Annotated in this window: 26 protein-coding genes and 1 pseudogene; 5 read left to right on the top strand and 22 right to left on the bottom strand. The window is 50.2% G+C overall.

What is annotated here, in order from left to right:
• Nucleotides 1–9: 9 nt before the first annotated feature.
• On the bottom strand, nt 10–243 hold the full coding sequence (locus tag PGQ95_RS05950; protein ID WP_004132711.1) for a hypothetical protein: 234 nt from the start codon (nt 241–243) through the stop codon (nt 10–12).
• Nucleotides 244–336: 93 nt separating this feature from the next.
• Between PGQ95_RS05950 and PGQ95_RS05945 the strand changes: the two genes are divergently transcribed.
• The 3 genes from PGQ95_RS05945 (at nt 337) to lpxP (ending at nt 2,034) form a co-directional block, all read left to right on the top strand.
• Complete coding sequence (locus PGQ95_RS05945; RefSeq protein WP_353888876.1) at nt 337–573, top strand: YnfU family zinc-binding protein; 237 nt, start codon at nt 337–339, stop codon at nt 571–573.
• A 79-nt stretch (nt 574–652) separates the two neighbouring features.
• Nucleotides 653–925 carry a hypothetical protein gene (locus PGQ95_RS05940; protein ID WP_023279061.1) on the top strand — a complete coding sequence of 91 codons (273 nt, stop codon included), beginning with the start codon at nt 653–655 and terminating at the stop codon, nt 923–925.
• A gap of 200 nt (nt 926–1,125) precedes the next feature.
• Nucleotides 1,126–2,034 (top strand): kdo(2)-lipid IV(A) palmitoleoyltransferase, encoded by a 909-nt coding sequence (lpxP, locus tag PGQ95_RS05935; RefSeq protein ID WP_047053427.1) that lies wholly within the window; start codon nt 1,126–1,128, stop codon nt 2,032–2,034.
• Nucleotides 2,035–2,465: 431 nt separating this feature from the next.
• Here the strand turns inward: lpxP and PGQ95_RS05930 are convergent, their stop codons facing one another.
• Complete coding sequence (locus tag PGQ95_RS05930; protein ID WP_224108436.1) at nt 2,466–3,038, bottom strand: recombinase family protein; 573 nt, start codon at nt 3,036–3,038, stop codon at nt 2,466–2,468.
• Nucleotides 3,039–3,129: 91 nt separating this feature from the next.
• Here PGQ95_RS05930 and PGQ95_RS05925 point away from each other — a divergent pair, with 91 nt between their 5' ends.
• On the top strand, nt 3,130–5,421 hold the full coding sequence (locus PGQ95_RS05925) for a hypothetical protein (protein WP_337071908.1): 2,292 nt from the start codon (nt 3,130–3,132) through the stop codon (nt 5,419–5,421).
• Entirely contained in the window at nt 5,421–6,317 is an 897-nt protein-coding gene (locus PGQ95_RS05920; protein ID WP_320482700.1) for a hypothetical protein, read from the top strand. The genes PGQ95_RS05925 and PGQ95_RS05920 overlap by 1 nt, the downstream gene beginning before the upstream one ends.
• Nucleotides 6,318–6,429: 112 nt before the next feature.
• On the opposite strand, the gene PGQ95_RS05915 is transcribed toward PGQ95_RS05920, so the two are convergent.
• From PGQ95_RS05915 to PGQ95_RS05820, 20 genes and pseudogenes are all read right to left on the bottom strand, one after another.
• Nucleotides 6,430–7,128, bottom strand: coding sequence for a LamG-like jellyroll fold domain-containing protein (locus PGQ95_RS05915; RefSeq protein ID WP_320482701.1), 699 nt, complete (start codon nt 7,126–7,128; stop codon nt 6,430–6,432).
• Entirely contained in the window at nt 7,125–8,891 is a 1,767-nt protein-coding gene (locus tag PGQ95_RS05910; protein WP_320482702.1) for a GDSL-type esterase/lipase family protein, read from the bottom strand. The genes PGQ95_RS05915 and PGQ95_RS05910 overlap by 4 nt, the downstream gene beginning before the upstream one ends.
• 76 nt (nt 8,892–8,967) lie before the next feature.
• A complete protein-coding gene (locus PGQ95_RS05905) occupies nt 8,968–12,015 on the bottom strand; it encodes a host specificity factor TipJ family phage tail protein (RefSeq protein WP_430917280.1) in 3,048 nt (1,015 codons plus the stop codon).
• Entirely contained in the window at nt 12,012–12,392 is a 381-nt protein-coding gene (locus PGQ95_RS05900) for a nitrite transporter (RefSeq protein WP_113373153.1), read from the bottom strand. Before PGQ95_RS05900 ends, PGQ95_RS05905 begins: the two co-directional genes overlap by 4 nt.
• Nucleotides 12,393–12,401: 9 nt before the next feature.
• The gene (locus PGQ95_RS05895) at nt 12,402–12,884 is read right to left on the bottom strand and encodes a DUF1833 family protein (protein ID WP_113373152.1); all 483 of its coding nucleotides are present in this window, start codon (nt 12,882–12,884) and stop codon (nt 12,402–12,404) included.
• On the bottom strand, nt 12,871–13,344 hold the full coding sequence (locus PGQ95_RS05890; protein ID WP_113373151.1) for a hypothetical protein: 474 nt from the start codon (nt 13,342–13,344) through the stop codon (nt 12,871–12,873). Before PGQ95_RS05890 ends, PGQ95_RS05895 begins: the two co-directional genes overlap by 14 nt.
• Nucleotide 13,345: 1 nt before the next feature.
• Complete coding sequence (locus PGQ95_RS05885) at nt 13,346–16,048, bottom strand: phage tail length tape measure family protein (RefSeq protein ID WP_430917278.1); 2,703 nt, start codon at nt 16,046–16,048, stop codon at nt 13,346–13,348.
• 71 nt (nt 16,049–16,119) lie between these two features.
• Complete coding sequence (locus PGQ95_RS05880; RefSeq protein WP_337071911.1) at nt 16,120–16,551, bottom strand: zinc ribbon domain-containing protein; 432 nt, start codon at nt 16,549–16,551, stop codon at nt 16,120–16,122.
• A 60-nt stretch (nt 16,552–16,611) separates the two neighbouring features.
• Nucleotides 16,612–17,283 (bottom strand): hypothetical protein, encoded by a 672-nt coding sequence (locus PGQ95_RS05875; protein WP_113373695.1) that lies wholly within the window; start codon nt 17,281–17,283, stop codon nt 16,612–16,614.
• 66 nt (nt 17,284–17,349) lie between these two features.
• Nucleotides 17,350–17,616, bottom strand: coding sequence for a hypothetical protein (locus PGQ95_RS05870; protein ID WP_337071912.1), 267 nt, complete (start codon nt 17,614–17,616; stop codon nt 17,350–17,352).
• Nucleotides 17,617–17,684: 68 nt separating this feature from the next.
• Entirely contained in the window at nt 17,685–18,167 is a 483-nt protein-coding gene (locus tag PGQ95_RS05865) for a hypothetical protein (protein ID WP_113373694.1), read from the bottom strand.
• 54 nt (nt 18,168–18,221) lie between these two features.
• Nucleotides 18,222–19,394: a phage tail tube protein gene (locus tag PGQ95_RS05860; RefSeq protein ID WP_113373693.1), complete on the bottom strand. Its 1,173-nt coding sequence runs from the start codon at nt 19,392–19,394 to the stop codon at nt 18,222–18,224.
• 23 nt (nt 19,395–19,417) lie between these two features.
• On the bottom strand, nt 19,418–19,810 hold the full coding sequence (locus PGQ95_RS05855; protein ID WP_113373692.1) for a phage tail terminator-like protein: 393 nt from the start codon (nt 19,808–19,810) through the stop codon (nt 19,418–19,420).
• Complete coding sequence (locus tag PGQ95_RS05850; RefSeq protein ID WP_113373691.1) at nt 19,807–20,358, bottom strand: hypothetical protein; 552 nt, start codon at nt 20,356–20,358, stop codon at nt 19,807–19,809. The genes PGQ95_RS05855 and PGQ95_RS05850 overlap by 4 nt, the downstream gene beginning before the upstream one ends.
• Before the next feature lies 1 nt (nt 20,359).
• Nucleotides 20,360–20,743 (bottom strand): glutamate 5-kinase, encoded by a 384-nt coding sequence (locus PGQ95_RS05845; protein ID WP_113373690.1) that lies wholly within the window; start codon nt 20,741–20,743, stop codon nt 20,360–20,362.
• Between the two features lies 1 nt (nt 20,744).
• Complete coding sequence (locus PGQ95_RS05840) at nt 20,745–21,155, bottom strand: protein singed (RefSeq protein ID WP_113373689.1); 411 nt, start codon at nt 21,153–21,155, stop codon at nt 20,745–20,747.
• Nucleotides 21,156–21,158: 3 nt separating this feature from the next.
• Nucleotides 21,159–21,371: a hypothetical protein gene (locus tag PGQ95_RS05835; protein WP_113373688.1), complete on the bottom strand. Its 213-nt coding sequence runs from the start codon at nt 21,369–21,371 to the stop codon at nt 21,159–21,161.
• Nucleotides 21,372–21,411: 40 nt separating this feature from the next.
• The gene (locus PGQ95_RS05830; RefSeq protein WP_113373687.1) at nt 21,412–22,548 is read right to left on the bottom strand and encodes a P22 phage major capsid protein family protein; all 1,137 of its coding nucleotides are present in this window, start codon (nt 22,546–22,548) and stop codon (nt 21,412–21,414) included.
• 87 nt (nt 22,549–22,635) lie between these two features.
• Nucleotides 22,636–23,400, bottom strand: a complete 765-nt coding sequence (locus PGQ95_RS05825) for a DUF6651 domain-containing protein (RefSeq protein WP_113373686.1) — start codon at nt 23,398–23,400, stop codon at nt 22,636–22,638.
• 106 nt (nt 23,401–23,506) lie between these two features.
• Nucleotides 23,507–23,911 (bottom strand): annotated as a pseudogene (locus PGQ95_RS05820) (hypothetical protein); the annotation flags it as partial.
• Nucleotides 23,912–23,990 lie beyond the last annotated feature (79 nt).

Raw genomic sequence — 23,990 nt, 5'->3', positions numbered from 1 at the left:
GGAGGTGCATTAACGTCTGCCGTTAATGCGCTGATTATCCCTGAGAACATCAATCGCAGTCTGCATGGCGATTTTGTCATCCCGCCTTTTTTGTTTGTCCTGCATGACCTGAAGGTATTCCAGCAAGGTGCGGGTATTAATCGGTCTGCCCTGTTTACCCACAGCCAGCACGGCTTCACCAAGAATAATTTTCACAGGCGGTAGTTGTGCCGGATACCAGTCAAGGGTGTCTTCTGATTTCATCATAAATTTCTCACGGAAGGATAGTGTATCATAAATCAGACGTTCAATTTTCAATATCTTACATCCTGATTCAGACACAACTTAACATAACTTATGCCAGTTATTTTTATATCAAAGCGTATAATAATTACTGTATTCCTCAGAGAATCATTTATGTCTTATACAAAAGGGCTCAGATATTTTAAAGAAAGACCGGTTCATGTTGCCTGCCCGGTATGCGCACACAGAGCTGATCAGAAAGCAGGTAAGCTAAGAAAAGATGCGGTTCTTGAGTGCCCTGCCTGCGGACTGTTGTTCAGACCTTCAGAATGCTGGTGTATCGGCGGCTGATCAGCTTCTGCCACTTAACGTCAGTGATGTCGGAAAATGACAACGTTCCTCCTGTACTGCAGTTGTCGAGGGTATGATAATGAAATCTAAAAAATCTGTTTTTATTGAAGGACGTATCCTGTCGAACAGCTGTCACGGGCAGGCTGGCCAACCTTTCTGTATTCACCGGGTCAGGTTTAGTAATGGTAAATATGCCATTATCCGGGTGGCATCCGGGATATGTTTCAAACCAGGCGAAATTATTCAACGAAACGATTGTGAGTGGTTTTATAAACTTACCAAAATTCGCCTTCTTTCTTTTGAGTACCTTGATGATGATGAATCCAGAAGACAATTTCTTGAATATCAATGAAAAACCCATGAAGTTATAACAGCATAACTTTGCTGATTTACAATGTATCCCTGACTATTCAAAAACTGTTGCCAGTAATTGAAATTGTTTCTTCTGAATTTATACGAATTCAAACTGTCTAAAAGAATGAGTATCGCTAAAGACGAATTTTCTCAGCATTTCCCTTTTGCGTTATAACTCCATTAGCATTAAGGAAATTTATGTCACAGACTTTTACTTATAATTTACTCCATCCCCGCTACTGGCTTACCTGGACTGGTTTGGGTCTGCTGTGGCTTCTCGTTCAGCTTCCTTACCCGGTTTTACATATTCTGGGCTCTGGTCTTGGAAAAATATCCAGACCCTTTCTGAAACGTCGGGAAGGAATTGCGATTAGAAATATCGAACTCTGCTTTCCAGGAATGACACCGTTTGCCCGAAACCAGATGGTCAAGAAAAACTTTGTTTCTCTCGGACTGGGACTGATGGAAACAGGAATGGCCTGGTTCTGGAGTGATGCGAGAGTCAAAAAATGGTTTGATGTCGAAGGGCTTGAAAACCTGACCGGTGCGACCAGAGGGGTAATGGTTGTCGGGATTCATTTTATGTCCCTTGAGTTGTGTGGAAGAGTAATGGGTTTATGCCATCCTATGATGGCTACGTATCGCCCACACAATAATCTATTAATGGAATGGGTACAGACAAAAGGTCGTATGCGTTCAAATAAGGCGATGATTAATAGGCGTAATTTATCTGGTTTTGTTCATGCATTGAAAGCTGGTGAAGCCGTGTGGTTTGCACCAGATCAGGATTATGGGCCTAAGGGAAGCGTTTTTGCACCTTTTTTCTCGGTAAAAAAAGCAGCCTCAACGAACGGAACATATGCTCTGTCAAAACTCGCAGGTGCACAACTGATCACACTTAGCATGATTCGACGTAGCGATAAAAAAGGTTATCGCATGTATATCAGCAATCCGTTGTCAGGCTATCCAGGGGAAGACAAGGTCGCCGCAGCGGGTTATATGAATAAGATCATCGAGCATGAAATTCTCCGAGCCCCTGAGCAATACCTGTGGATGCATCGCAGATTCAAAACGCGTCCTGAAGGAGAAGCCTCTTTATATAAATGAACCATTCTACTTGTCATGTACCATGAATCTATCTTGCTGGCTACTTTGTAATAGCAGCAGGCTTTACCACGTTGAAATCCTTAAGTTTATAAGGATGAGGCAATGTTTTCCGGGGAAATATCTTAGTAGTCTTCAAACTATCTCCGATTATCCCTGCAATTCTTTACCAAGAGGTTCCCGAGTAAGTACTTGGTGGTTCCCAACTAACTCTTACATATAGCCATTGGCCGTTTACTTAACCAAAAAACGATTGCCAGAAATTTGTAAAGCTCACAACCTTCTACAGTTCCTGCTGTCTAATGAATGACAACACACACCTCAAGGAACTATATGACATTTTTAATCATCTCAGGCGTATCTGTAACCTTATTTGCCATGACTATACTTGGCCTGATTATCGTGTGGGGCGGTATCTCCAACATCCCTGACGATTACTGATTCTCAAAATTCCCTACGCCAGCTACAGGGAAATATTTGTAAATCGTCTTTACCCCAACCCCAATCACATCTGCGGCCTGCTGTCGGGTAGCTCCGTTTGCGAGCATTCGACGACAATGCTCCACAGCGTCGCTAGTCATTATCCGGCGACGTCCGCCAACTCTTCCCTGCTCCCTCGCCGCAGCTAAACCTGCGCGTGTGCGCTCGACGATCAATTCTCGCTCCATTTCAGCCAACGCACTCATGACATGAAAGAAGAAACGGCCGGCAGGCGTCGACGTGTCGATCGAGTCAGTCAGGCTGCGGAAATTCACTCCGCGCGCCTGCAGCTCCGATACCAGTGTGATCAGGTCGCGCACGCTGCGCCCGAGCCGATCCAGTTTCCAGACCACCAGCACATCACCCGGTTTGAGTCTGCGTAACGCACGCTTTAAACCAGGTCGCCGGGCATTTTTCCCGCTGGCCATATCTTCAAAAACCAGCTCACATTCTGCTCGAATCAGTGCGTTTTTCTGTAAATCGAGATTCTGATCCCCGGTAGACACCCTGGCGTAACCAATCAGCATCATATAACCCTTTGAAATAGCTGATTGTAAAAAGCTCAGGGCTTTCGCTCAAACCCTCGTTTGAGCGAAGCCTCTTTTTGGAGCAAAAAACATGGCCTTTAATCCGCCGCTGGGGAGTACCTCTCCCGCTGTGTTGCTCGATAACGCCACGCGCCTGGATAGGCTGGTCAACGGACAGCCGACGACCGTTCCCGACCGCGCCGGTGATCCGCTTTATTCGTGGCGGGGTATCCATCAGAACCTTATTCCGCTGAGCAAGCAGTATATGACGCTGGCTGATGCTCAGGCGGATATTGCCAATATCCCCGAAGGCTCAACCACGTATTACCGCAGCCCGGATGATAGCGCACTGGCTATCGAGGTTATCAACAGCGGAGGAGCACTAGCACCTACCGGGCGTAGGATGCCTTCACAGGCATTCGTTGCAGGTATCGATCAATTCACCGCAGAGCTTTCTGCACAAATCGCTTCTCTTAAGCTAAAAACAGCAATTCTGTCACAATACAGCTCAGATGAGTGGCAATGGATTTTAACCGGGTTACAGGGGCCATCGGCAACAGCGCTTGCACTGGATAACGATTTCGGGCTATGGCTCGCAGGTCTTAAATCATCATTGCAGGATTATGTTGAGCAGCTAATCCCCAAACAACAGGCAAATCTTTATCAGGGATTACAACATGTCATTGTGGCTCAAAACGGCGTTGATGGTCTTCTGACTATTAATGACAATGGTGATATACGTATTGTCGGCACTGATGATGTTCTTCAGGACAGGCTTAACGCGCTATGTTCCACTAACTTTTCCCGCACCATTATTGGCTTCCAGCATGTCGTTTTTGCAGCCGATTTAAAAACCGCCATTTTTGCAATAGATGATGATGGCGGGGTCCATATTCCCGGTATTGATGGCCCGTTACAGGACAATCTTGGCGAATCACTGGCGACCATCAAAACCGTGGGCGGTGTACCAGCAGCAGCATGGCGCGGAGAGGTGGTCTGGTCAGAATGTCCCGTACTGACTACGCAAAAACTGACGCCTTCCGGTTTCGTTTTCAGTTATCTACCTGGCGGAGAGGCAGTATCTGGTTCCGGGGTGATGTATGTACCGTCAATACGTGAAATGCCGCTTGATGCACCTGAAATTCAGGGAGGCGGTTCAAGTGGACAGTCTCTGAACATGGAAGCGGATCATGTCGGACAGAATATTGTTAATCGTAATCCCATTTATCGCGGGCGGTTATTGGCCGGGATGAACGGACGGCCTGAAGGTAAAAATATACAGGCGGTGAATGAGGATGACGTATCCACATTGAACGATATGAATTATCCATCGTACCGGCAGGGTAATATTTTACCTATGTACGATGTCCTGATGAATAAGGGGGTAGGAAATACCATATTTATTCATGCGCCTTTTGCAGCAGGTGGTCGTTCATTTAAACAAATCAGCAAAGGGACAATCCCATATCAGAACGGGCAGAAATTTGTGCAGATGGGTAAAGATGCCGCTGATGGTGTTGGTAAGCCGTATACATTCCGGTTTCTGACGTTTGAGCACGGTGAAACAGACTCCGATAATGGCGACAATCTTTTACCTGGTGATTACCTTACCAAAGCAAACACCTATTTCTCCGGTCTCCAGTCTGATTTCAAGGCTATTTCCGGACAGACGACTGATTTCGCTGTCATCATCGGTCAGGTGGGAAGCCGCTTTTATACAAGGTCACAGCCAGTGGATGAAGCCGGTAATGCCCAGGGTGACCCGGTAATCGTTCAGCCTTACTCTATCCCCGCGGTGGATCAGCTGACTTATGTCCGTCAGAATCCGAATACGGCAATCATGTACGGGCCAAAATACCCGCTTAACTGGCTATATAGCGACGGGTCACTCAGCCACATCAATGCAAAAGGCAAGGTGTTACAGGGTGAATATACCGCGCAGGCAATCTACTGGCATCTGTACGATACCGAAAAGAAAGGAACATGGACGGGATGTAAAGTCAGGGATATTACATTATCAGGAAACCTTTTAGAGCTTGCCTGTGATGTTCCCTTTCCGCCACTGATCATCGATACAGATTTTATTGCCAACTGTCCGAACTACGGGATAAGCCTGGAGAAAAACTCAGCCACGGTACAGGCTGTTTCTGTTATCAATGGGAACACAATTCACGTTGAACTGAACCAGCCTCCCGCACCTGATGACGTCCTGTTAATCGGATTTACCAATACCACACCACATACCAATGGAAATCTGTATCCGCTTACCTGTTTCAGGGATTCTTCACAGACCGTGTCACGTTGGGTGACGCTCAATGGCGCACCTTTCCCTCTGTATAACTGGTTATGTCTGGATCGTCTTCCCCTCACTGGAGAAATATAATGGTTGCTGCAATTAATACAGGTAAAGTCTATTCCGGCGCGCGAGCCGCTCTGGACCTTTCTTCCTCAATCCTTGATCCCGCAGTCCTTTTTCAAAACTATAAAGCACGCATAACTGCTGATGGTGGTCATATTCCTGACGAGGCTGGCTGTCTTGAGCGTTTTCGCTTTTTATTGCTGAATGGCATGTATGAGCGAACAGCCGTTTCTGTCACTCCCGCTTTTGGTATCAAAACCGATGGAAGTGGAAATGTGCAGACAATCTATAACCTGACCGGGGGAAATGGCGATCTTCTTGCGGTTGCTAATGGCGTACCGCCTGAACAGATGTTATACAACCCGACATCACGCTCGGTTAACGTTCGTATCTCCTCTGCCGGTGGGAACAGGCTACTGAGCCGCGGGGAAATCACGGTACAAAAATCATCAAGCTACCTTATCGCTGGATGTATTAGCGATACCAACAGAACGGATGGCAATGGTTTAACGCTTGGTTATGCTGTAAATGGTCTGGCAATGGCTTATATGCGGACAATGATAATCAACAATGAAACGACTGCAGAATCCTGGCGTTTTGGTACCCGTGATTCGGGATGGCCTGCAGGAAATGGCGGTGCTGTACTGGTTAATTCAAATCACTATGAGGATTACGTACCCGCAGCCGGGTTATTTAAAGTTGCTGCCGGCAAAGTTGAAGGTTACGAGAGAGGTAAACTTTCCATGACTGCCAGTTCCGTCACGGGATCGCTTGCGGACCTGAGAGGACGTCAGTTCCAGCTTGTTATAGGTATCGTAGGAAGCGGAAGTGTCGGATGTGAAGGAACGTTCAGGGATGTACTTCAACTGCATACGGCTTCTGAAGCTGATGGGGTACTGACGTCTAGAATTGGAATGTAAAGAAATTCGCTTTCATTTTATATTTCTGGATGCACTCAAGATGAAACCAACCCGGTAACCGTATGCAAGAGTTACCGGGTGGATTTAGCTCATGAGAGTATGTAGATCTGTTCTAGTTCACTACCACGCCTCGCATAGCCATGATAGTTTTCATTTTACTACGAACATCTGTTTGCTCTGCATCGGTCAGCACGCGATTATAGACAGCGAATATCCCCATTATGCCGGGAAGCCCCATGTTCTGTTCCGGGCTCTGGCCACCATTCAGGATCAACGGAAGTGTCGATTTCTTTCTAACTGTGATAGCAGAAGAACGTTTTTCTCCACTTGCGCGGGTGATAGACGCTTCTGTATTTGATACCGATACGGTGAAGCGTGTCCATCCACCTACTGCGCCACCGTGGCTCACCTGAACAGTCGACTCAACACTATTCCCCGTAGCCACCTGTAAAATGAGCGTGCCAGCGGCTTCAATTCGCAGCTGCAGACCACCAAACGGGGCGATACCAGGAAATAAGTTGGAGAACAGACGGCCCGACACGGTGGGCTGATTCATATTGATACACAGCGCAAACGTCATTTCATCGGATTCAATGATCCCCGTATTTGCACCGTGCGCACTGTCTGCGACGGTACGCATCCCCAGCTCAGTAAACTCATTGCCGGTAACCAGATCATACCCGTTGCCGCTTGAATCATACTGGTCATGCATCCCGTAAGTCGCGATGCTGGCGCTGTCATTCAGAATCATTTCAGGCTCGGCCAGTTCCAGATCGTCGGCATTTACCACGCCATCACATACAAGAATCATACTTCCTCCTGTTTTAATAATCCCATCTGGCCCACGCTGGTAATGGCTCCATTCGCTACAATGGTCAATTTCATTTCGGACATCCCCTCCGGGATCACCACGTCATAACTGAACGTTCTGAATCCGTCCGTCGAATGGTTCCAGGGGCGAATTCCGGCAATATTGGCTCCGTTGGCTTCGAGAAAGCAGGCGGTTGCCGCGTTTTCATCTACATCAAATTTCACTCTGAAACTGAATTTCCGGCGCTCACCGGGCGTAACCGGGATAGTCTGTGACACGCGCGCGCTGGTATTCCCGGCGCCAGTCACCACCAGAACGTTACCAACGACATCAGGATCAGTGGTTAATGACACGGTTCCGCTTTCAACAACCCATCCTGACGGCAGACCATTCACAATATCGAGAAAGAGTGGGTTGATAATGGCATTTGGTCCTCCTGACGTGACCGGGTTGGAGATGGCCATCTGCGGATAAACCGGCATCATGAAAGGTGCCAGCGCTTCCTCCAGTGCTTTACCCATATGAAAAGCACCGAGTGGCGCAGGGTGTGATGGGTCAGGAGAGCCATCCTGAAGTTTGCCGTTATAGCCCGCCTTCCAGCCGTCGGTTTCAGGATCAACAGTGACTGACCGCATATCAACGAACGGAAATCCCTGCTCAATTGCATACGCGCGGGTAAAAGCGTTTATCGCGTTTTCTCTGGCTTTCAGCGCCGGATCGCTGTTGTTCTGTGCCGCCATGCTACACACCACCGGGATAATGCCATTCTTTCGAAACTGGGTGAGGATGTACCGAATATTGCTGGTGACTGTTGCAATGGTGAATTTAAAGTTCCCGGCACTATCTTTCTGAATAACATCGTTACGACCACCCAGGAAGGTAATGAATCTGGGCTTTGCTTCAATGGCTGGCTGTAAGTGGACGCGGATCATATCGGCAGTGGTATAGCCGCCGGTAGCCCACTGGCCAACATACTGCAGCTGCCCGTTGCTGAACAATGATGCCCATACCTGCCATGACCTGGCGTTATAAGCATTACCATCCAGCCCATTCGCCGTTAATGAATCCCCGAACCCGCCGAACGTGTTTTGCAAAAGCCCCTGGTGGGTTTCCAGCGGGATTCCTCGATACTCAAGCGTGGCGTTGCCGTCGTCGCGAACAGCCAGAACCCTGAATCCTCCAATGACCAGATTAAATAAATAGCCTGCTCTGGCCCGACGAATTGATGAGGTTCCGACGAGAAGAGATCGCAAGATATTCAGGTAATCAGCAAAGGATTTGCCTGGTAACTCTTTCTCACCATTTTCATTGATTGAGAATAACCGACGGCCTTGCCGGGTCAGAATATCCAATGGCCTTTTTTTACGACTCACGGTGTTTATTCCGCGCGTTCGCATATCTGTCGCGCGCGCAAAGTTATGGACCATATCAATGAATTCCTGAGAGGCCTGTTTCCGTCCAGTCGGTTGCAGGATGCCGTTAACGTTCATTACTTCATAGGCAAGATAATCGTTATCCTGGCTGCGTATGAACGTTGTGCTTCCCTGCATAATGTTTGCAATATCAGCCTGCGCAGCCTCAATTGTCATGTACTGACGGCTCAGTGGGATCAGGTTCTGATGGATACCCCGCCACGAATAAAGCGGATCACCGGCGCGGTCGGGAACGGTCGTCGGCTGTCCGTTGACCAGCCTATCCAGGCGCGTGGCGTTATCGAGCAACACAGCGGGAGAGGTACTCCCCAGCGGCGGATTAAAGGCCATGTTTTTTGCTCCAAAAAGAGGCTTCGCTCAAACGAGGGTTTGAGCGAAAGAAAGTTAATTGGGGAAATTTTTGGTTTTAAGAGATGTTGCCGGGATAGATGGCGTCGTCGTACTGGTAGAAAACGTCGCTGTATTGTCTTGTCGTTACCTGGCAGGTTCCGTCGGCCTGCGGGGCTATCTCCTCAAAAATGGCATCATAGACACTTCGCGTTGAGCTGCAGAACACCAGCCGCGGTGGCTCAATGCTCGGATCGTTCAGAAGAATTTCATCAAAAGCAGCCTGCCACGGAACGGACAACTGATAATCCCCGACAAAAGTGGCCACCAGCAGCCCGGAGGCAGAACCATCCTGGTAACGCAGAATTGCGCGCGGGTTTTCAAAGGACCAGTCCAGCGGCTCAGAGACGGTAAATATCGTCTGACCGCCAGATGTGGCCATATCCATAACCAGGCTACTTACCGTTTTATTCCCCGGAATATCGTCAGTCAGCAAAATGCGATCGCCATACTGATAGACCAGCGCATCCAGTTCTGTCGTCGTGTTATGCCCCAGCCGCTGATACAGGTATTTCATCAGGCGGCGCATGCCGATTTGATAGGCACGGTTCGGGTCAAGCACCCCATCGAGGGTATAACTCTCAATTTTCCTCGGTGTGGGGTTATCCGGAGTCCGGCATTGCACCGTTTCTTCTGACCACGTCGTGCCATTGATATAGGTGACATCCACACCATCGTAATCATCGGCAGACGGCGCCGAAAAGGTGGTCTGTAACTCTTCGGTCATTTCATGCGGGCTGATAATGCCGGACCAGTTTTTAATCCCTTCCCTGCCTACAGATGCGAGTCCGTCACTCAGCAAGAAATATGATTTCCCCGCCGTGGTGATCTTCTGCAGCATTTCCAGCGCGGAGACACTGTCGCCTGTCGCGAAGTCGAAATACTCATTTTTCGGTGTCCAGTAGGTTGCCTCAAGGGTGTTAATGGCTTCGGTATCCATCGCCAGGCCAAGAGAATTACCGACATGAAACAGCGCGCTGGAGATTCGCCGTGGTGCGCCGGTATCATAAATACGCGTGGCCACAACGTTTACGCGCCTGTCAGACTGCGCCGCCAGTTTGCCCCCGGTCTCGACCGTCACACCCATTAGCGTAACGCCGGCGTAAGAGGCAGGACGGTTAAGCAAACGGCCACGTAACGACTGCCAGTACATCGAGTCACGCGCATTATTGCTGCCCTGCTCGTTCTGGCGGCGCATCCGGACTTCAACCAGCGCAGGAGTGTTTAGCGTGATTCTGTGCGTATAACCCAGGGCATTAACGTTTTTGTTTTCATACTGGAATGATGCGGTCTGCCAGCCGCCGCCACTTCCATATGTCCGGTACTGAATATCCACCCCGGTATGACGGACGCGTTTTTTCCCTTTGTTATCAAATCCACATAACCCACTAGGGAAAGAAACGTTGACCTCAAAGGCATCAACCACCTCATTATCAGGACAAGCCAGGAATGGCCCCATCCACGTATTGCTGTCGTTAATCCCTGTCGCCTGGTAATCGATCATTGTCCTGGATGAAAAGCCAGGCCAGGTTGCATCAATGGCACCATTCACCATACGCTGAACCGTTGCGGTCGTACCGTCTGCTGAGGCGATACGATATTCATTACCGCGGTGCGCAAGTGATAATCGCTGAGTTCCTTCAGGAACGCCGGAGAATGCCGCGCCGGTTCCGCTGCCATAAGCAAGGGTGACATTGGCGGTGATCGCCGGGCTGCCGCCGCTGGATGCGGTTCCATCTGTAAACGTCGGGTTATCCCCGAATACAGAAGCCGGGAGTGATGAGGCGGTAATACTGCCACCCAGCCACGGACTGGACTTCTCAACGATGCGAACAACCCCGCCATCATCCTGCGCGACCAGGTTAGACCCGGCGATCGCTTCATTGATTGCCGCCAGCAGGCCAGACATATTGCCGTAGTTGGCGATAAGCGAAACGGTATAAGTTGTCGCCTGCCAGGTCAGATTAAACGTCTGGCTGTTAGTCGAAAAATCATAGGTTGTTGGTGCTGCACTTGCACGCAAAGAAGCAGCCGCCCCCCCCACACCTGGAACAGCATCCTGTTTGGGCGTGAACGTAGCGATAAAGAGATCATATTCCGCCCCGTTAATTTCCAGCGTAACGGGCATGCCGGCATAGGGATTAATCTCAGTCAGCGTGTCACTGAACAGAACGCTGTAACCCGATGAAGAAGAGATCAGGTAATTGGTCGGCGCGATAATAGTCACCAGCGCCCCCTCCACCCAGGACTCGGGCAGTGAATTATCATCATCACCATCACTCAGCCCGGTGAACGAAACCGACGATCCTGAAACGGTCATGCTGTCGGCGGTAATATCGGATGAGTCCGGCGCCGTCTGCGCCATATCAAGGCCACTGCCGCTGGACGTTCCGCCCACCTCGGTGGAGTTAAACCAGTTTTCGCTGCGACGATCGCCAGCAACATTAGCCCCTGGCGGATAAAGCGTATAAGAAAATGAACCGCCAAGAGCCGAAACAGGCGTTGAGCCAATCCTGATATCGCCGTTTGTAAAAGCAACATTCCCGCGGCTCACACAAATCATCATTTCAACCGTCATTCTGGTTGGATCATCAGGGTTAAAACGACTTACCGCCTGAACAACATAATCCGGATAAACCCGCGCACGTCCGAACAATTCCCGAATAGGATCGCCAAGTTTTGCCGTGTTCGCTTTTGCCGGGTTTAAATCGAGCCCTAACCCATTTGAGGATGAATTTCCGCCGCCTTTGTCCATTGTGGACATCATATATACCGAGTAGGCAGCAGACGCCACAGCGACAGATATCGCCGCCCAGGCAGCTATTTCAGCGCCAGTGCCGTAGGGAGTTGGATATATTCTGACATCACTATCCGGCGTTAATGGGTAATAAGGCCATTTCTCTGGCGGAACTGGAGAGCCATTAATTTCAACCGTTACTGGATGCTGTTGCTCAAGAGAGTAATGTTCTACGTTGGTTTTCATCCATTCATGCAGAGTCGTTCGCGCATGCTGATGGGTTTCCAGCGGTTCGCCGGGGAGCCGGGAGGGATAAATGCGGATCGTCATCGCCAGAATTCCACCTTGATAAATCGCCGTTTAAATTTCCAGATCGGCATAAAAGAAACGTTTGATCCGGGGTTGCATTCGGCCACCTGCAGCAACCCATTCAGCTCAACGACAATCCCCACATGGGTGACCATTGTTCCAGAATAACACGCCACGCCAGCGCCGACGCATGGCTCACAACGCTCAAGCTTTAACATCAGTTTTCGGGCTTCTTTATCAAGGCCGCCGCCGTCTTTGGTCACACCTGCAAAGTCAGGCCATTCAGGTAGGCCAAGGTCACGGCGTATCTCATTCACAATGCCAAAACAGTCGAGTTTGGGAAAAGAGCGTCCGCCCTTCAGCCAGGTGACCGAAAGGTATTTATCAGGATTGAACATGGAGAAACCTCAATTCATGTAGCGAAGAGCGGGAAAATCATTAAGTGTGTAGCGATAGCGTGGCCAGGCCGTATCGAGAACGTTCATATAGCCAGCGGTAATTTGTGCCTGCAGCGCCGTCCATGAGCCCGATTTGATAGCGAGCGTATACGGCACTGAAGCCGGAGCATTAAGATCTGTTGAGACATATTGCCTATAGGTCATAGAGCCATCTTGTCTCGCTGCCAGGGCATCGCGAATCGCCGTACTCACCTCCCCTTTTATGTTGCTGACAGCGAACTGCAAATCCTGTGTACCGTCACTGTTTCTGGCCGGGATGGCGATATCGATAGCTGCGGCTGAAAAGGTTAAAACAGCGCCATTTTCGGTCGTCGCTGTAATATCGTCGTAGCCCTTGCAGAAATAATGCACCGTCGAACCGATATTGATTTGTAGCGTTTCAATGATGACTTCCGATCCGCTACTGGCATAAAGCCGGTTAAGCACCGTCATGCTTTGGCCACTCCCTGTTTAATGCGATATCAAGCAGTGAACTACCTGCGATCCACTCGGGGTAGTTACCCCACGGCGAAGGCAATAGTGGACGTTCCCATAACTCCAGCGTCGCCGAATACCGCCAGTAGATAGGAGCCACCAGCACTGGCCCCTGATAGATATCCGTAAAACGACATTTGTAGAATTTTATGCCTGCGGGGGTTTGCAACTTCATCATAAACCAGGCCGCACCATCAGAGAGCGCATCACGGTACCACGATTCAAACGTGAGCCCCTGAACATTGCTCTCCATAAACCAGGATACAGTCGCTTGCGTAGGAGTCGAGGTATACGCCCTGCGTTGTCGCGCGCGGCCAGTAGTGAGTTGAGTTCGTTTCAAAGGGCTGACTGGCTGGAACCCATAGCCTTCCTGCAGCGGCATTGGGAGATAGTCATGTGGGTAGAGGATATCTGCCATGTTATTCCTTATACCCCCTCACGTAGCGACTCTTTAAAGCGCGGCCAAAATCGCCCTGTGGCATCATGACCTCCTTCGTAAGCTCCCCTTTCAACTGTCTGGTAAGCTGTCTGTTATTCTGGTTGAGCGTAGAATTAAGTTGCTCAGGCGTGACCCCCTGAAGGTTAAACTCTTGGGTAATCGGCGCATGAACAGTGGTTCGCCGGCTGTTGTCGCTGCTAACGTTCTGAACGCCAGTCCCAAACCCCGAACGCCCCAATGTCGCATCAAGCGGCTTGCCGTTCCGTAACGCCTCAAGCTGCGACACGCCGATTCGATTTGTGGACTCCTGATCGAAGACATATTCCCCTTTATGGACAATACCTGCCGGCTGATACTTTCCGCCTGAGCCAGTATATCCACCAGAAGCAAAGCCGACGGCGGCAGCACTGGAGATGCTGGACGTTATTGTAGCCATGAGACCTGCAACAGTAGCCATCGCTGCTAAGTTGTATGGGAATGGCTGGCTTGAAAGCGCCTGCGCCATTGCCATTGGCAATTGAACAGCCGCCTGAGCAAGCGCAAAAGCTTTTTGCGTAACAAATGCCGCTTTATACATTACGGATTGCTCGCCGAACATCGCCCCCATCGAATCGGTGATACTGGAGAAAGAATTTTGCGCTGATTGCATCTGTGCGGCATAAACTGCGGTGCTTAGTGCTTGCTGGTTCTGTTGTCCTTGCTGTTGGAGAGCCAGCAATTGCTGCTGCTTCTGCTGCTCATTCAGTAAAGTATTTTGTGTGATCGCCTGCTGCTGCTGGTTCAGCCAGGTAGCATAATCAGTCTGGGCTTGCTTCAGCTTTTCGATAACCTCCAGCTGCGGATCAATTTGCAGCCCTATCATGTTCATTCCCTGTCCTGACAGGTCGCTATTGGTTGCTCCAGAGGTCAGCGTACCACCGGCCTTGTTCACACCTGATATAACGGAATCAGGCAGGACCGATTTACTAATCAGGTCACTTGCCTGCTTCCCAGCAGTCTCCGGCGTCAGTTTCTTCAGCTCAACCATCTTTTGAAGAATTTCTAGACGTTTTTGCAGCGTCCCATTTTGGCGCAATTCCTTTGGTGCAATTTGCTCCTGCATTTTCCTGTAATCATCCAGCGTCTTAACTGAATTCTGCAAAGCCTCCTGCTGCTTATAAGCCTGCAATATTTCGTCAGAACGGGAAAGAATCGACTTCTGGTCGGCGGTTAGCTGAGTTTTAGACTTGAGGTCTGCGATCTGCTGCTCGAACTTAACCCGTGCCTGCGTAGCGCTATTAAGTTTATCGCTGGCATCCAATTGTGACTGCATCGCGGCAGTCTGCTGATGTATCTGCTCAAGAAGCCGAGTCGCTGCGTCCTCTGTAAATGTTTTACCTTTTATCTCTTTCTTAGGTTTTTCATTTCCCTGTTGTTTGGCCTGATCCAATTCCTTTTCACGAACGGCAATGAGCGCATTAGCTTGTTCAATCGCCTCTTTGTTCCCTGAGAAAGCTATTTTTCTTGATTGCGCCCTCGCTTCCTTTAGCCTTGCTTCGGCGCCAGCGACTCTGTCAGCCGCCAAATACTCCTTATTAATCCAATCAACAGACTCTGCAACAGCTTTATTACCCTCAATAGTCAGGACATTCATCGTTGATTGTAGGTCAATGGCCTGTCCAATAAATCTCATCGTGGGGTCTATTGCGCCACCAAGAGCAACAGCCTGCTTACCTTTGTCTGCAGCTGTGTAATAGTTTTTTACCTTTATTGCCGCTGCCGTCCAGGAGTCGCCAATTTTCAGTATCTCTCGACGATGCATGTCAATATCAGCATTCAGAGCCGTAAAATTAGCTGAATCCTTATATTGAGAAATTTTTTGTCGTGCTTCATCGTAGCTATATCCGACATCAATTAATTTATTTACTGCCTCGCTGGCACCGTCATTGGTCGTAATAAACATATTGCGAACTTCTTCAATAGCCAGCCCCGTCTTATCGGATATCGCAACCATGTTAAGCGCAAGGCGTTCGGCAGCATCACCGTTAGCACCAAGCGATGTTGTAGCAATTTTCGTTGCTGCTTCAATCTCCAGCCGATTTTGGTAAACAGCATAAGTAAGGAGGCCAACTGCCCCCGCAGCTACGGTATATGGATTTACCAACCCCATTACGTAGGTGGATACACCTTTAATCGCAGGAATAATTCCACCGAACATATCTTTTAACTGCCCGCCCTGCTGCATAAGCACCATAAAAGGGGACTGGCCTGTAGAGAGTCCGACTACGATGTCCGTCATCTGAGCGGGGATCATGCGCATTGCAAAAGCTGTCTGGGCGGCAGACTGCCCAGTTTTTTTCAAGTCGTCACTAAAGCCGGTTAATTTGTTACGAGTCTCTTCGATTCGCTTTGAATAAAGCTCAAATGTATCTGTATCTACCATCCCTTCGGATTTGAATTTCACCAAATCCTGTTGTTGTTTGTCCAGCTTATTCAGGGCGGCATTCACCGGGTCAATACGATCGAGAAGTTCAGATAGAGCCTGCTTTTCTTCGTCCGTAGCCTTTGTCACCTTGCCAGCGCTCGTAGATGCACGGTCTCCAGCTTGGGTCATTTTAACCAATGCAGTTGCGAGATTATCGGCCTGCTTTTCTTCCCCAGAGCTGTCGATAATGATTGCGAGGCGTGAGGTTTGTTCTGTCATTTAGCGATCTCCGGGCAATAAAAAACCCCGCCGAAGCGAGGTTAGAGCTTTAAAACTGTTAGGCTTTTAATTCATTGACGGTAAAACATTATTGCGCCGATAATCGCCGCAAAGACCGCCAGCACAATCCCCGCGATTAACTTTACATTAACGTCAGCCAGCCTATCACTGTCCCCAGCATCGTCAGTGTTAACTATTGTCTTCAAAGGGGTTACATCACTCCCGCAATGCTTACACTTCACCGCCTCAGGATTTATTAATTCTGCGCAGTAAGGGCATTTAACTGAAGTTTCGGACCCTTTTAGCTTATCTCCCACCAGAGCGATGATGATACCTGCGATGGCTACGAACCCTCCAAATATCATGTAATTTTGGCGCGATGACATTAATCCAAGATTGTTAACCCTGTAACCACCGCTTGTCGCTACTGTCACATCCATGAACAACGCGGATACAGCAAAGATCAACCCTATTGCAATCGCTATATAACCAATAATCTTCACTTGCCTACCCCATTAGTTAAAAAGCCTCCCCCAAATGGGCATGAATAATCACAACAAAGATTATCTAAAGTTACTAATTACTTTGTATCGGATGCTCTGGTTGGTAGCTTCAAGAACTTCAATTTTGGCACCTTTATAACCTATAACTTTAGATTCAGATAAGTCATATTCAACATCGTTGTTGAAAGCTGGTCTAGCCATATCAGATGACGACTCACGGTAGCCTATGTTGATTTTGTTACCAACACGCCCGTTATACAGCAGTGTCTGCTGAAAATTATTAGAAGAACTAATGTTCAGGTTAGTTTTTTCAATAGGCATGTTGTCTTCACATGTTGATACTGAGAAGACGGTAATCACACAGAGTGTTTTGGTGCCATCTTTAACCATTAATGCCTGCCACATGTCAGCCAACGCAGCTTTCTGAACATTTGCTGAATCGGCCATGCCTGTAGGCATATAGAACTCGGATTTGCCATCCTGACCGACTTTTTTTAGATTCCCTGGCGTTACAGTATAAGCCCATGAAACCCTGGCAGGAGCAGTAACTTTTATCCCTTCATATTTTGCTAAAATTCCTTGAGATAACAGAGAGTCTCCAACATACGATGTGTTTACGGAACCTACTGGCGGTTCACTTAAACTTTGCGTTGTTGGTGCATAGTTGTACTTAGGCGAAGTACACCCCGTCAGTAAAACAGCCCCCAATGCCACTGCCAATATTTTATTCATTCCATGCTTCCTATGATTACAATCGGAAAAATCCTAACACATGGATGCAGACAGACAATGATATGACTATTTCACTTTTGCCTGTCTTTTCTGCTCCGCTGCCCACTCGTCACGCCACGCATCGTCGAGCGCCAGGATAGCGGCGTCAAACTCGGTGCGGTCAATCAGGATGGTTCGCGATGCCAGATATAGCTCAATATCATTCAGGGATAAAGGGAGCGGTACTCCGGCCATGCCAGCATATTTTCTGCTGCGCGATATCATGGCATAGGCATTGAGGATCTCCCCTGTTACTGGATCAATTTCTGGCTCAGGAATCGGCGGAAGGTTCAATTGCTCCCGGCGCCATTTTGCCTTATCTCCCCTTTCGCCCCCGAACTCCTTTAGCCACGTCTGCGCCTCTAGGGCTTTTTTACGGTTTCCTGAGTCTGCTGCTCCTTACCCTGAGCTATGTTCGCAGCCTCTGCCAGAATCAGCCAATACAACGAGGGATTCTGCTTCAGTAACGCGACGCCAAGTTCAGGCGTATACGCAACCGCCGTCTCAATACCATCCACCAGCTCACCTACTCCCTCCCAGTCTTTCAAAAGAAAGCGCGCGCAGTTATCGATGAGCAGATCATCAATTGAGTCAATTTCACCCACGCTGGCGAGATCGAACGCGTCGGTACCGACCTGATAGCTCGCGTCCATTTTGTCGATATGGCGCCGCACCAGCGCATTGCGTGAGCGGTATTGTGGATTCTCGCTGCTGGCCACCAGCAGGCGAAGTTTAAACAGTGCTTCTTCTTCAGGTGTGAATTTCTTTTTACGGCCATCAGGCTTTTTAAAAGGGAAGAACCAACGCTCGCCACTCAGATCAAGTCGAGACGAAATAATCAGCATACAGACTCCATAAAAAGCCCGAACCGCGATGTTCTGCGGAACGGGTCAGGGAAATTAAGGTGCGGTGACAGTGATTTCAGAGGTTGCCGTAAAGGTGCGAGCCTTCCCGGTGATCGTGGCGTTCCCGGCAGCATTGCGGGTCACTTTCGCCGTTTTTTGCCCGGTAGAAACTACACTGGCAATCGCAGGATCCGATGACGTCCACTGGACGATATCTGTTGAATCAGCAGGCGTAAGCGTGGCGGTTAATGTCACCGTAGAGCCGACTGCGCCATTTGAAGTGGCTGGCGCAACACTGATTGCCGTCGCCGGTACTTTTGGCGCGCGGGTAATGGTTGGCGGCGTATTGGCGGCCGTGATATCAAGCTGAACCTGTACGATGTCAGTATTCCCGGCGTCCGGCCAGTCGCCAGAAATTTGCACTTCAGGAAAACTGAAGGTATAAGCGCCTTCGGCGTTCTCCAGCGTGAAGGTAAACGGCACTGTTTCGCCGGTGAAGGTTTTTTTGTAGATCTCCCAGGCCGCCTTGGACCATGACAGAGTGATCTGACCAGACGGTGTAAAGGTCGTCGGAATGTTTGCGCCAGCAAATGCTGAGCCGGTACCGATACAGCGCTGAGTCTGCATGTTGTTATCAAACTGGATATTAAACGTATCCACACAGAAGCCGGCACCACCCGCCACCCCGTTCAGACTCAGGCCTGTCACTTCCTTAAACGAATAGCGCAGCGCGCCAGCACCATCCACCGGGTTAGTGAAATAGCTGGTATCGTCGGCTTTGGTTTCCCAGTCAAGCCCGGCGAATGTAATGGTCGAAGTGATGTCGCCATCATTCGGGATTTCAATCTGGAAAGTGGCAACCTGGCAACCGCGGGCAATCTGTGCGATCCCTACATCATCAGCGTATGAAGAAACTGAAAAAGTAATGCGGTTGTTGCCCATCGTCAGCACATTATCGAGCCAATCCGCTCCGAAACAGCTCGCCAGAAAATCATCATGCTGATTCCAGCGAAATTTGGTGCCGACATCACCGCCGACATCAATCGTGCCACGGGAAACGCCCTGTGCCATACGGTCACCGCCGATTTCATCGTTATCGTTGGTGTTCTGCGTTGGCATCAGCCCGAACGACGAACGGCGTAACAGGTTCCAGACACCAGCAGAGGGTGTCTCTCCCGGTGTGGTTTCGCGAATAAACGCGGTAACTACTTTTGCGCCTGAACTCACAGGTGCCTCCTGTTGATTGTGCGCTACAGAGCGCGATAAGGGATTTGAAGATTGAGCTGAGACCAGCCATCGGTTTCACCTGCCGGGATGGCGGATACGGCGAAATAACTCAGTGCTCCGTCGTCCTGAAACTCGAAGAGTTGCGTTAATTTGTCGGCGGCCTGAGTCAGCTGCAGAGTGCCTGAACCAACAGGGACGAAAAGCTGGATGATGAGAACCCCTGTTCGGTGGACAGTCGGCCCCGCTCCAATTTCGTTAGCACCTGCTTGTCCGGGTATGTCAGTAAGACGCGCCCAGATTTTTCGACCGCTGAGATCGAATACAGGACCGTTTGGGTAGTCCACCGCATCCTGGGCAATAGCGGTCTGCGTCGTCATTCGTCTGATGACAACGTTTCTTATTTCTGTGAGGGTCATTTGTAGGCCTGAATCACACCATTAAATGAGACGGCATAGACGCCTGTCGGCGCTTGCGTAGAGTGGCCATTCTCCAGCGGTACGGAGTAAGGGAGGTTTGACTGAATGTAAATCACCGAGTAGGCCGGCGCCTGATTGATGATATTTTTCCCGTTGAGGAATGTCATTGTTCCGCGCGGGTCAGGCTCGGATGGTATTGACTGATCCGGTTCGCCGATGCTGACAAAATGCGACGCCCGAAAGGTTCCTGCTCGATACTCAGCCGGACGCCTGATATCCATGCCATCGTTAACACGGACTTTCTTTCTGAGACGGCCAGTCTTTGTCAGGTTGGCAGAATCGGCATAAAGAGCTTCGTTCCATTCACCTACCGCTTTGTTGTACTGAACCGCGGTGGCGTTTATGGCCCATAACTCCGGGTTACCTACAGGCGATCGCTGGACGATTTCATTCAGCAACTGAATGGCGATGGTTCTTTGCCGTAACCTGACGTCGTCCTCCACCAGCCCGGCGAATGCCGCCGGGTCAATGTTCCAGCCCTTAGCCATATCACGCCCTCCGCAGTTGAATGGAGTACGCAGCGCCAGCAGAGTCTGCAGAAGCGGTAATGACCTCATAGCGCTGGAGTACGCCAGTAATCGGGTCAGGTGCCGTGATGATGTGCTCAACCGCTGGCTTGTCGGTGACCTCATTAACGAGGGCGGTGAGTTTCACATCACCATGAAGGATGTTAACACCATCGATGCGGCGGAGTTTATAGCGCGCCAGCACTCCGCGCCCCGAGTAAGTCACCTGCGCTTCAGTGCCGGTTTCCATCACCGGGTCCCAGGCACCCCGAACGGTGTATGCCCCAGTGAAATCCTTAACGGCATCCTGCAGGTCGGTATTAAATGCCGCGGCAACTTCAACCTGCAATTCGTCACGAATCCCCACATCACCCCCTTACCAGCCGCACCTGAGACTGACTAACGCCATATGGCTTTAGCATTGCAAGCGCCAGCTGCAGATCAGAATCAAGCAATGCCGAGCTGTTGGTAGCGAGTTCTGCGAAAGTCTTCGAAACGCTGACATCGTCGGCATCTACCGTCTTGCTGAGGAGCACGCCAGAATCAGTTTTCTGCTGATACAACCCACCATTTGCCGCCGCCAGCGCCGCATAGGCGCCTGCCTGTTTTACATCGTCAGGAATGATGGTTTCGTGAGTTGCCTTATCGCACGGCATTCTCAGGTTAAGCCCATTCATCCAGGTATTAGCCATCAGCACAGATTTGGTTTTTTTGCTTTCAACCGCCCAGGTGGCACCGAGAATCGAATTGACATCTTCAACAGTGATGAAAGTGATCATGCATCACTCCATTTCTTTCCAGCCGTGCGCCTTCCAGTTCTCCACTTCATCAAGGTGAACGTTGGCGGTATTAGGAGCGCCGGGGAATGCCGGGAAATCGGTAACCATCGCCACCAACTGCGATGTGGTCGATACAGATACGTTGTTATCCGCCTGCGTAAACGCAGTTTGCTCAGCAGCTCGTTGTGCGCGCTGCTCTTTTGTTAATCCGGCCATAAGCCCTCCACAAAAATAAAGGGGCCGAAGCCCCTATTTATCAGCCCAGCAACAACGCTGAGTGCGCCGACTTAACTGCTGCTACGCCCCAGGACAAACCGACTTCGTAACGCACCTGGCGATACTGGCGGTACAGAGCAACCTGATAAGTGATGCCTGACACCGGGTCAGTAACGTTCATGACGTCATCCGCAGTATCACCGCCCTGCGGCATTGCCGGGGTACGCGCAGCCAGCAGGAACGCGTTACGGTCGAATGCCATGTTTGCGGTATATCCACCTACGGTAGTAATCGCGGAGTTATCCGCCAGCGCCTGACGCAAGCCCGGTGCCGCCAGGGTAATAGTGGTAGCAGTAGCTGCAGCAACGAGGTATTTGTTGCTGTCACCGTCAAACGTCACAATATCACCTGCCGTGAAAGAACCCGTGCCGGTATCAATCGCGATCAGGATGTCACCCTCAGATTTTGCACCATTTACCAGATAATCAGCGGCAGCCGATGCTGCACGTTTTTTGACGTGTGCAGATTCGTGGATGTTGAATCCCTCCAGACGGCCCACGATACCTTCACGCAGCAGCGCATCGGTACCAGACTCGTTCACCTTGAACAGAACTGACTGTTTACCACGGAGGTTAGCAATCGCAGAGGAACCAAGGACCATCTGCAAATCGGTAGTCGGGGAGCCGTTATCGGACAATACCTGGCGCGCATTTGCCGCATCTGACAGATCGCCCGCAATCCCGAATGGAGCAGTACCAGCCGTACCGACAGCGCGGGAGGAAGCGAAATACAAAGCCGCGAGATCTGCATCCATCTCATTAGCCAGCGCTCGAAAAGCCTGCTTAAACTGATCAGCAAGGATGGTGTTGTATGTCCCTGCAGGCCCCAGCGCCAGTTGTTCCTCACCGTTCCATTTGACCGGGGCCATTTTGGATTTGGTGATTTTGACATCAACGCTGCCGATCGTCTGGTCACCGTCATTAGGCGCAGTAGCCCCCGGGGTAATATCAACAGTGGTTGCCGGTGGCGCAACCGGCGCAGTAACAGTCTGGTCCTTCGCCGCCGCATCAGCTTTCGCATTGCGCGATACAGCCGGGATAAAACCGACCTGTTCGCGAGATACGGTATCCAGAGCCGTGAAGATAGTCGGGATCAACCCGGTAAGCGTATTAGCCATGTGTATGGATTCCTTGGAGATTAAAATATAGGGTTGGTTGAGCTATCCAGCTCCGGCACCAGCAGCCATCCGGCGGCTGGCAAAGAATTAATCGACGATGGTGATACCGTCTTTGAGAGTTGATTGCTGATCTGTCGGGCTCAAACTGGTAAACGCATCGCGTTTCATCGTTTTCTGCCCGAGTGAATGCTGAGACTGCCGTGAGCCGCCTCCCTGGTTGCCGCTGGCCTTCAGAATGTGGTCTTTCTGTGGGTACTGCTCCACCAGGAACTCCAGCGCCTCATCAAAGGCCGCCAGTTCGCCCGGTTTAGAGCGGGAATAAATTTTGTTGCCTGAACCGTCATAGGCAACGACTTTGCCATCCTCGACTTTGAAGGACTGACCGAACCGCGCCTGAAGCATATCTGCCGGGATTGCTACTTTATCTGCGATGAATTTCGACCCAGAGAAACGGCCGCCGATCATTTCCTGATAAAGCTGGCCTTCAAGGGTCGTCGCACGCTGGGTAGCTTCATCAAGCTGCGCCTGGAAGGATTTGGTGATATCCGCTTTAACCTGATCAACAGCACCTGCGTCGATCAGTTTTTTCTGGTCGATTTTAGTCATCATCTCCAGCGCTTCGAGCGCCTTCGCCGGATCACCGATTTTGGCAAACTTGGCCAGACCGGCTTCAGCTGCTTCTTTGGCTTCACGATGAGATTTCGCCTCGCCATTCAGAGAGGAGATTTTCCCAACGGCCTGCACAGCATCAAAACCAACTTCCTGGCCGTCATCGTGAACGTAGACGGGTAAACCGCTGGCATCAACTTCTGCATAACTTTTGCCGTTAACTTCGACTGTTTTCAGTTTCATGTGGTTACCTTTTTGGGGTCATCCGACCGTTTCACCGCTCACCATCCGGATCACGGCAATAAAAAAAGGCCGCCCGGAGGCAGCCTGATTGAAGACTTAAAAAGCTTTAAAGTCTGGCGTTGCTGAACGCCTGAGCATCCAGGTTACGCAGTTGTTCCAGAGTCAGCCATTCGCCCTTGTCGTTGTAGAAGTCATCGGGCGACATGCCGCCGTCACGAATCAGCCGGGCCCGAGTTACGCCAACGATCTGGGACTGGCGCGTGAACGACTGGCGCGAGAACCAGCCCTGATAATCGGTACCCGAAGGCACCTGCCCGTCCATACTGGCACGTGAGCTATCGGATATTTGCCCTACAGCAATACCGAGCTCATCAGACGATTTCAGGATGTAGGTTTCGACGCTGCGACAGCAGAAATGGATTTTCCCGGGGCCCTGCAGATACGGCATCTTATGGCCGATCGGCTTGTTATCAAGTGTGTACTTGAGGCGGTCGCTGTCACGAACGGTGCAATAGTGATCCACACCCAACGCCTGAAATCAGATCCAGGGGGTAATCTGCTCTCCTGATTCAGGAGAGCTTATGGTCACT

Source organism: Klebsiella sp. 141240 (genome assembly GCF_050600805.1).
In the GTDB taxonomy this organism is placed as follows: Bacteria; Pseudomonadota; Gammaproteobacteria; order Enterobacterales; family Enterobacteriaceae; genus Klebsiella; species Klebsiella aerogenes.
The sequence above is the reverse complement of the archived record's forward strand: the minus strand, read 5'-3'. Positions and strand labels throughout refer to the sequence as shown.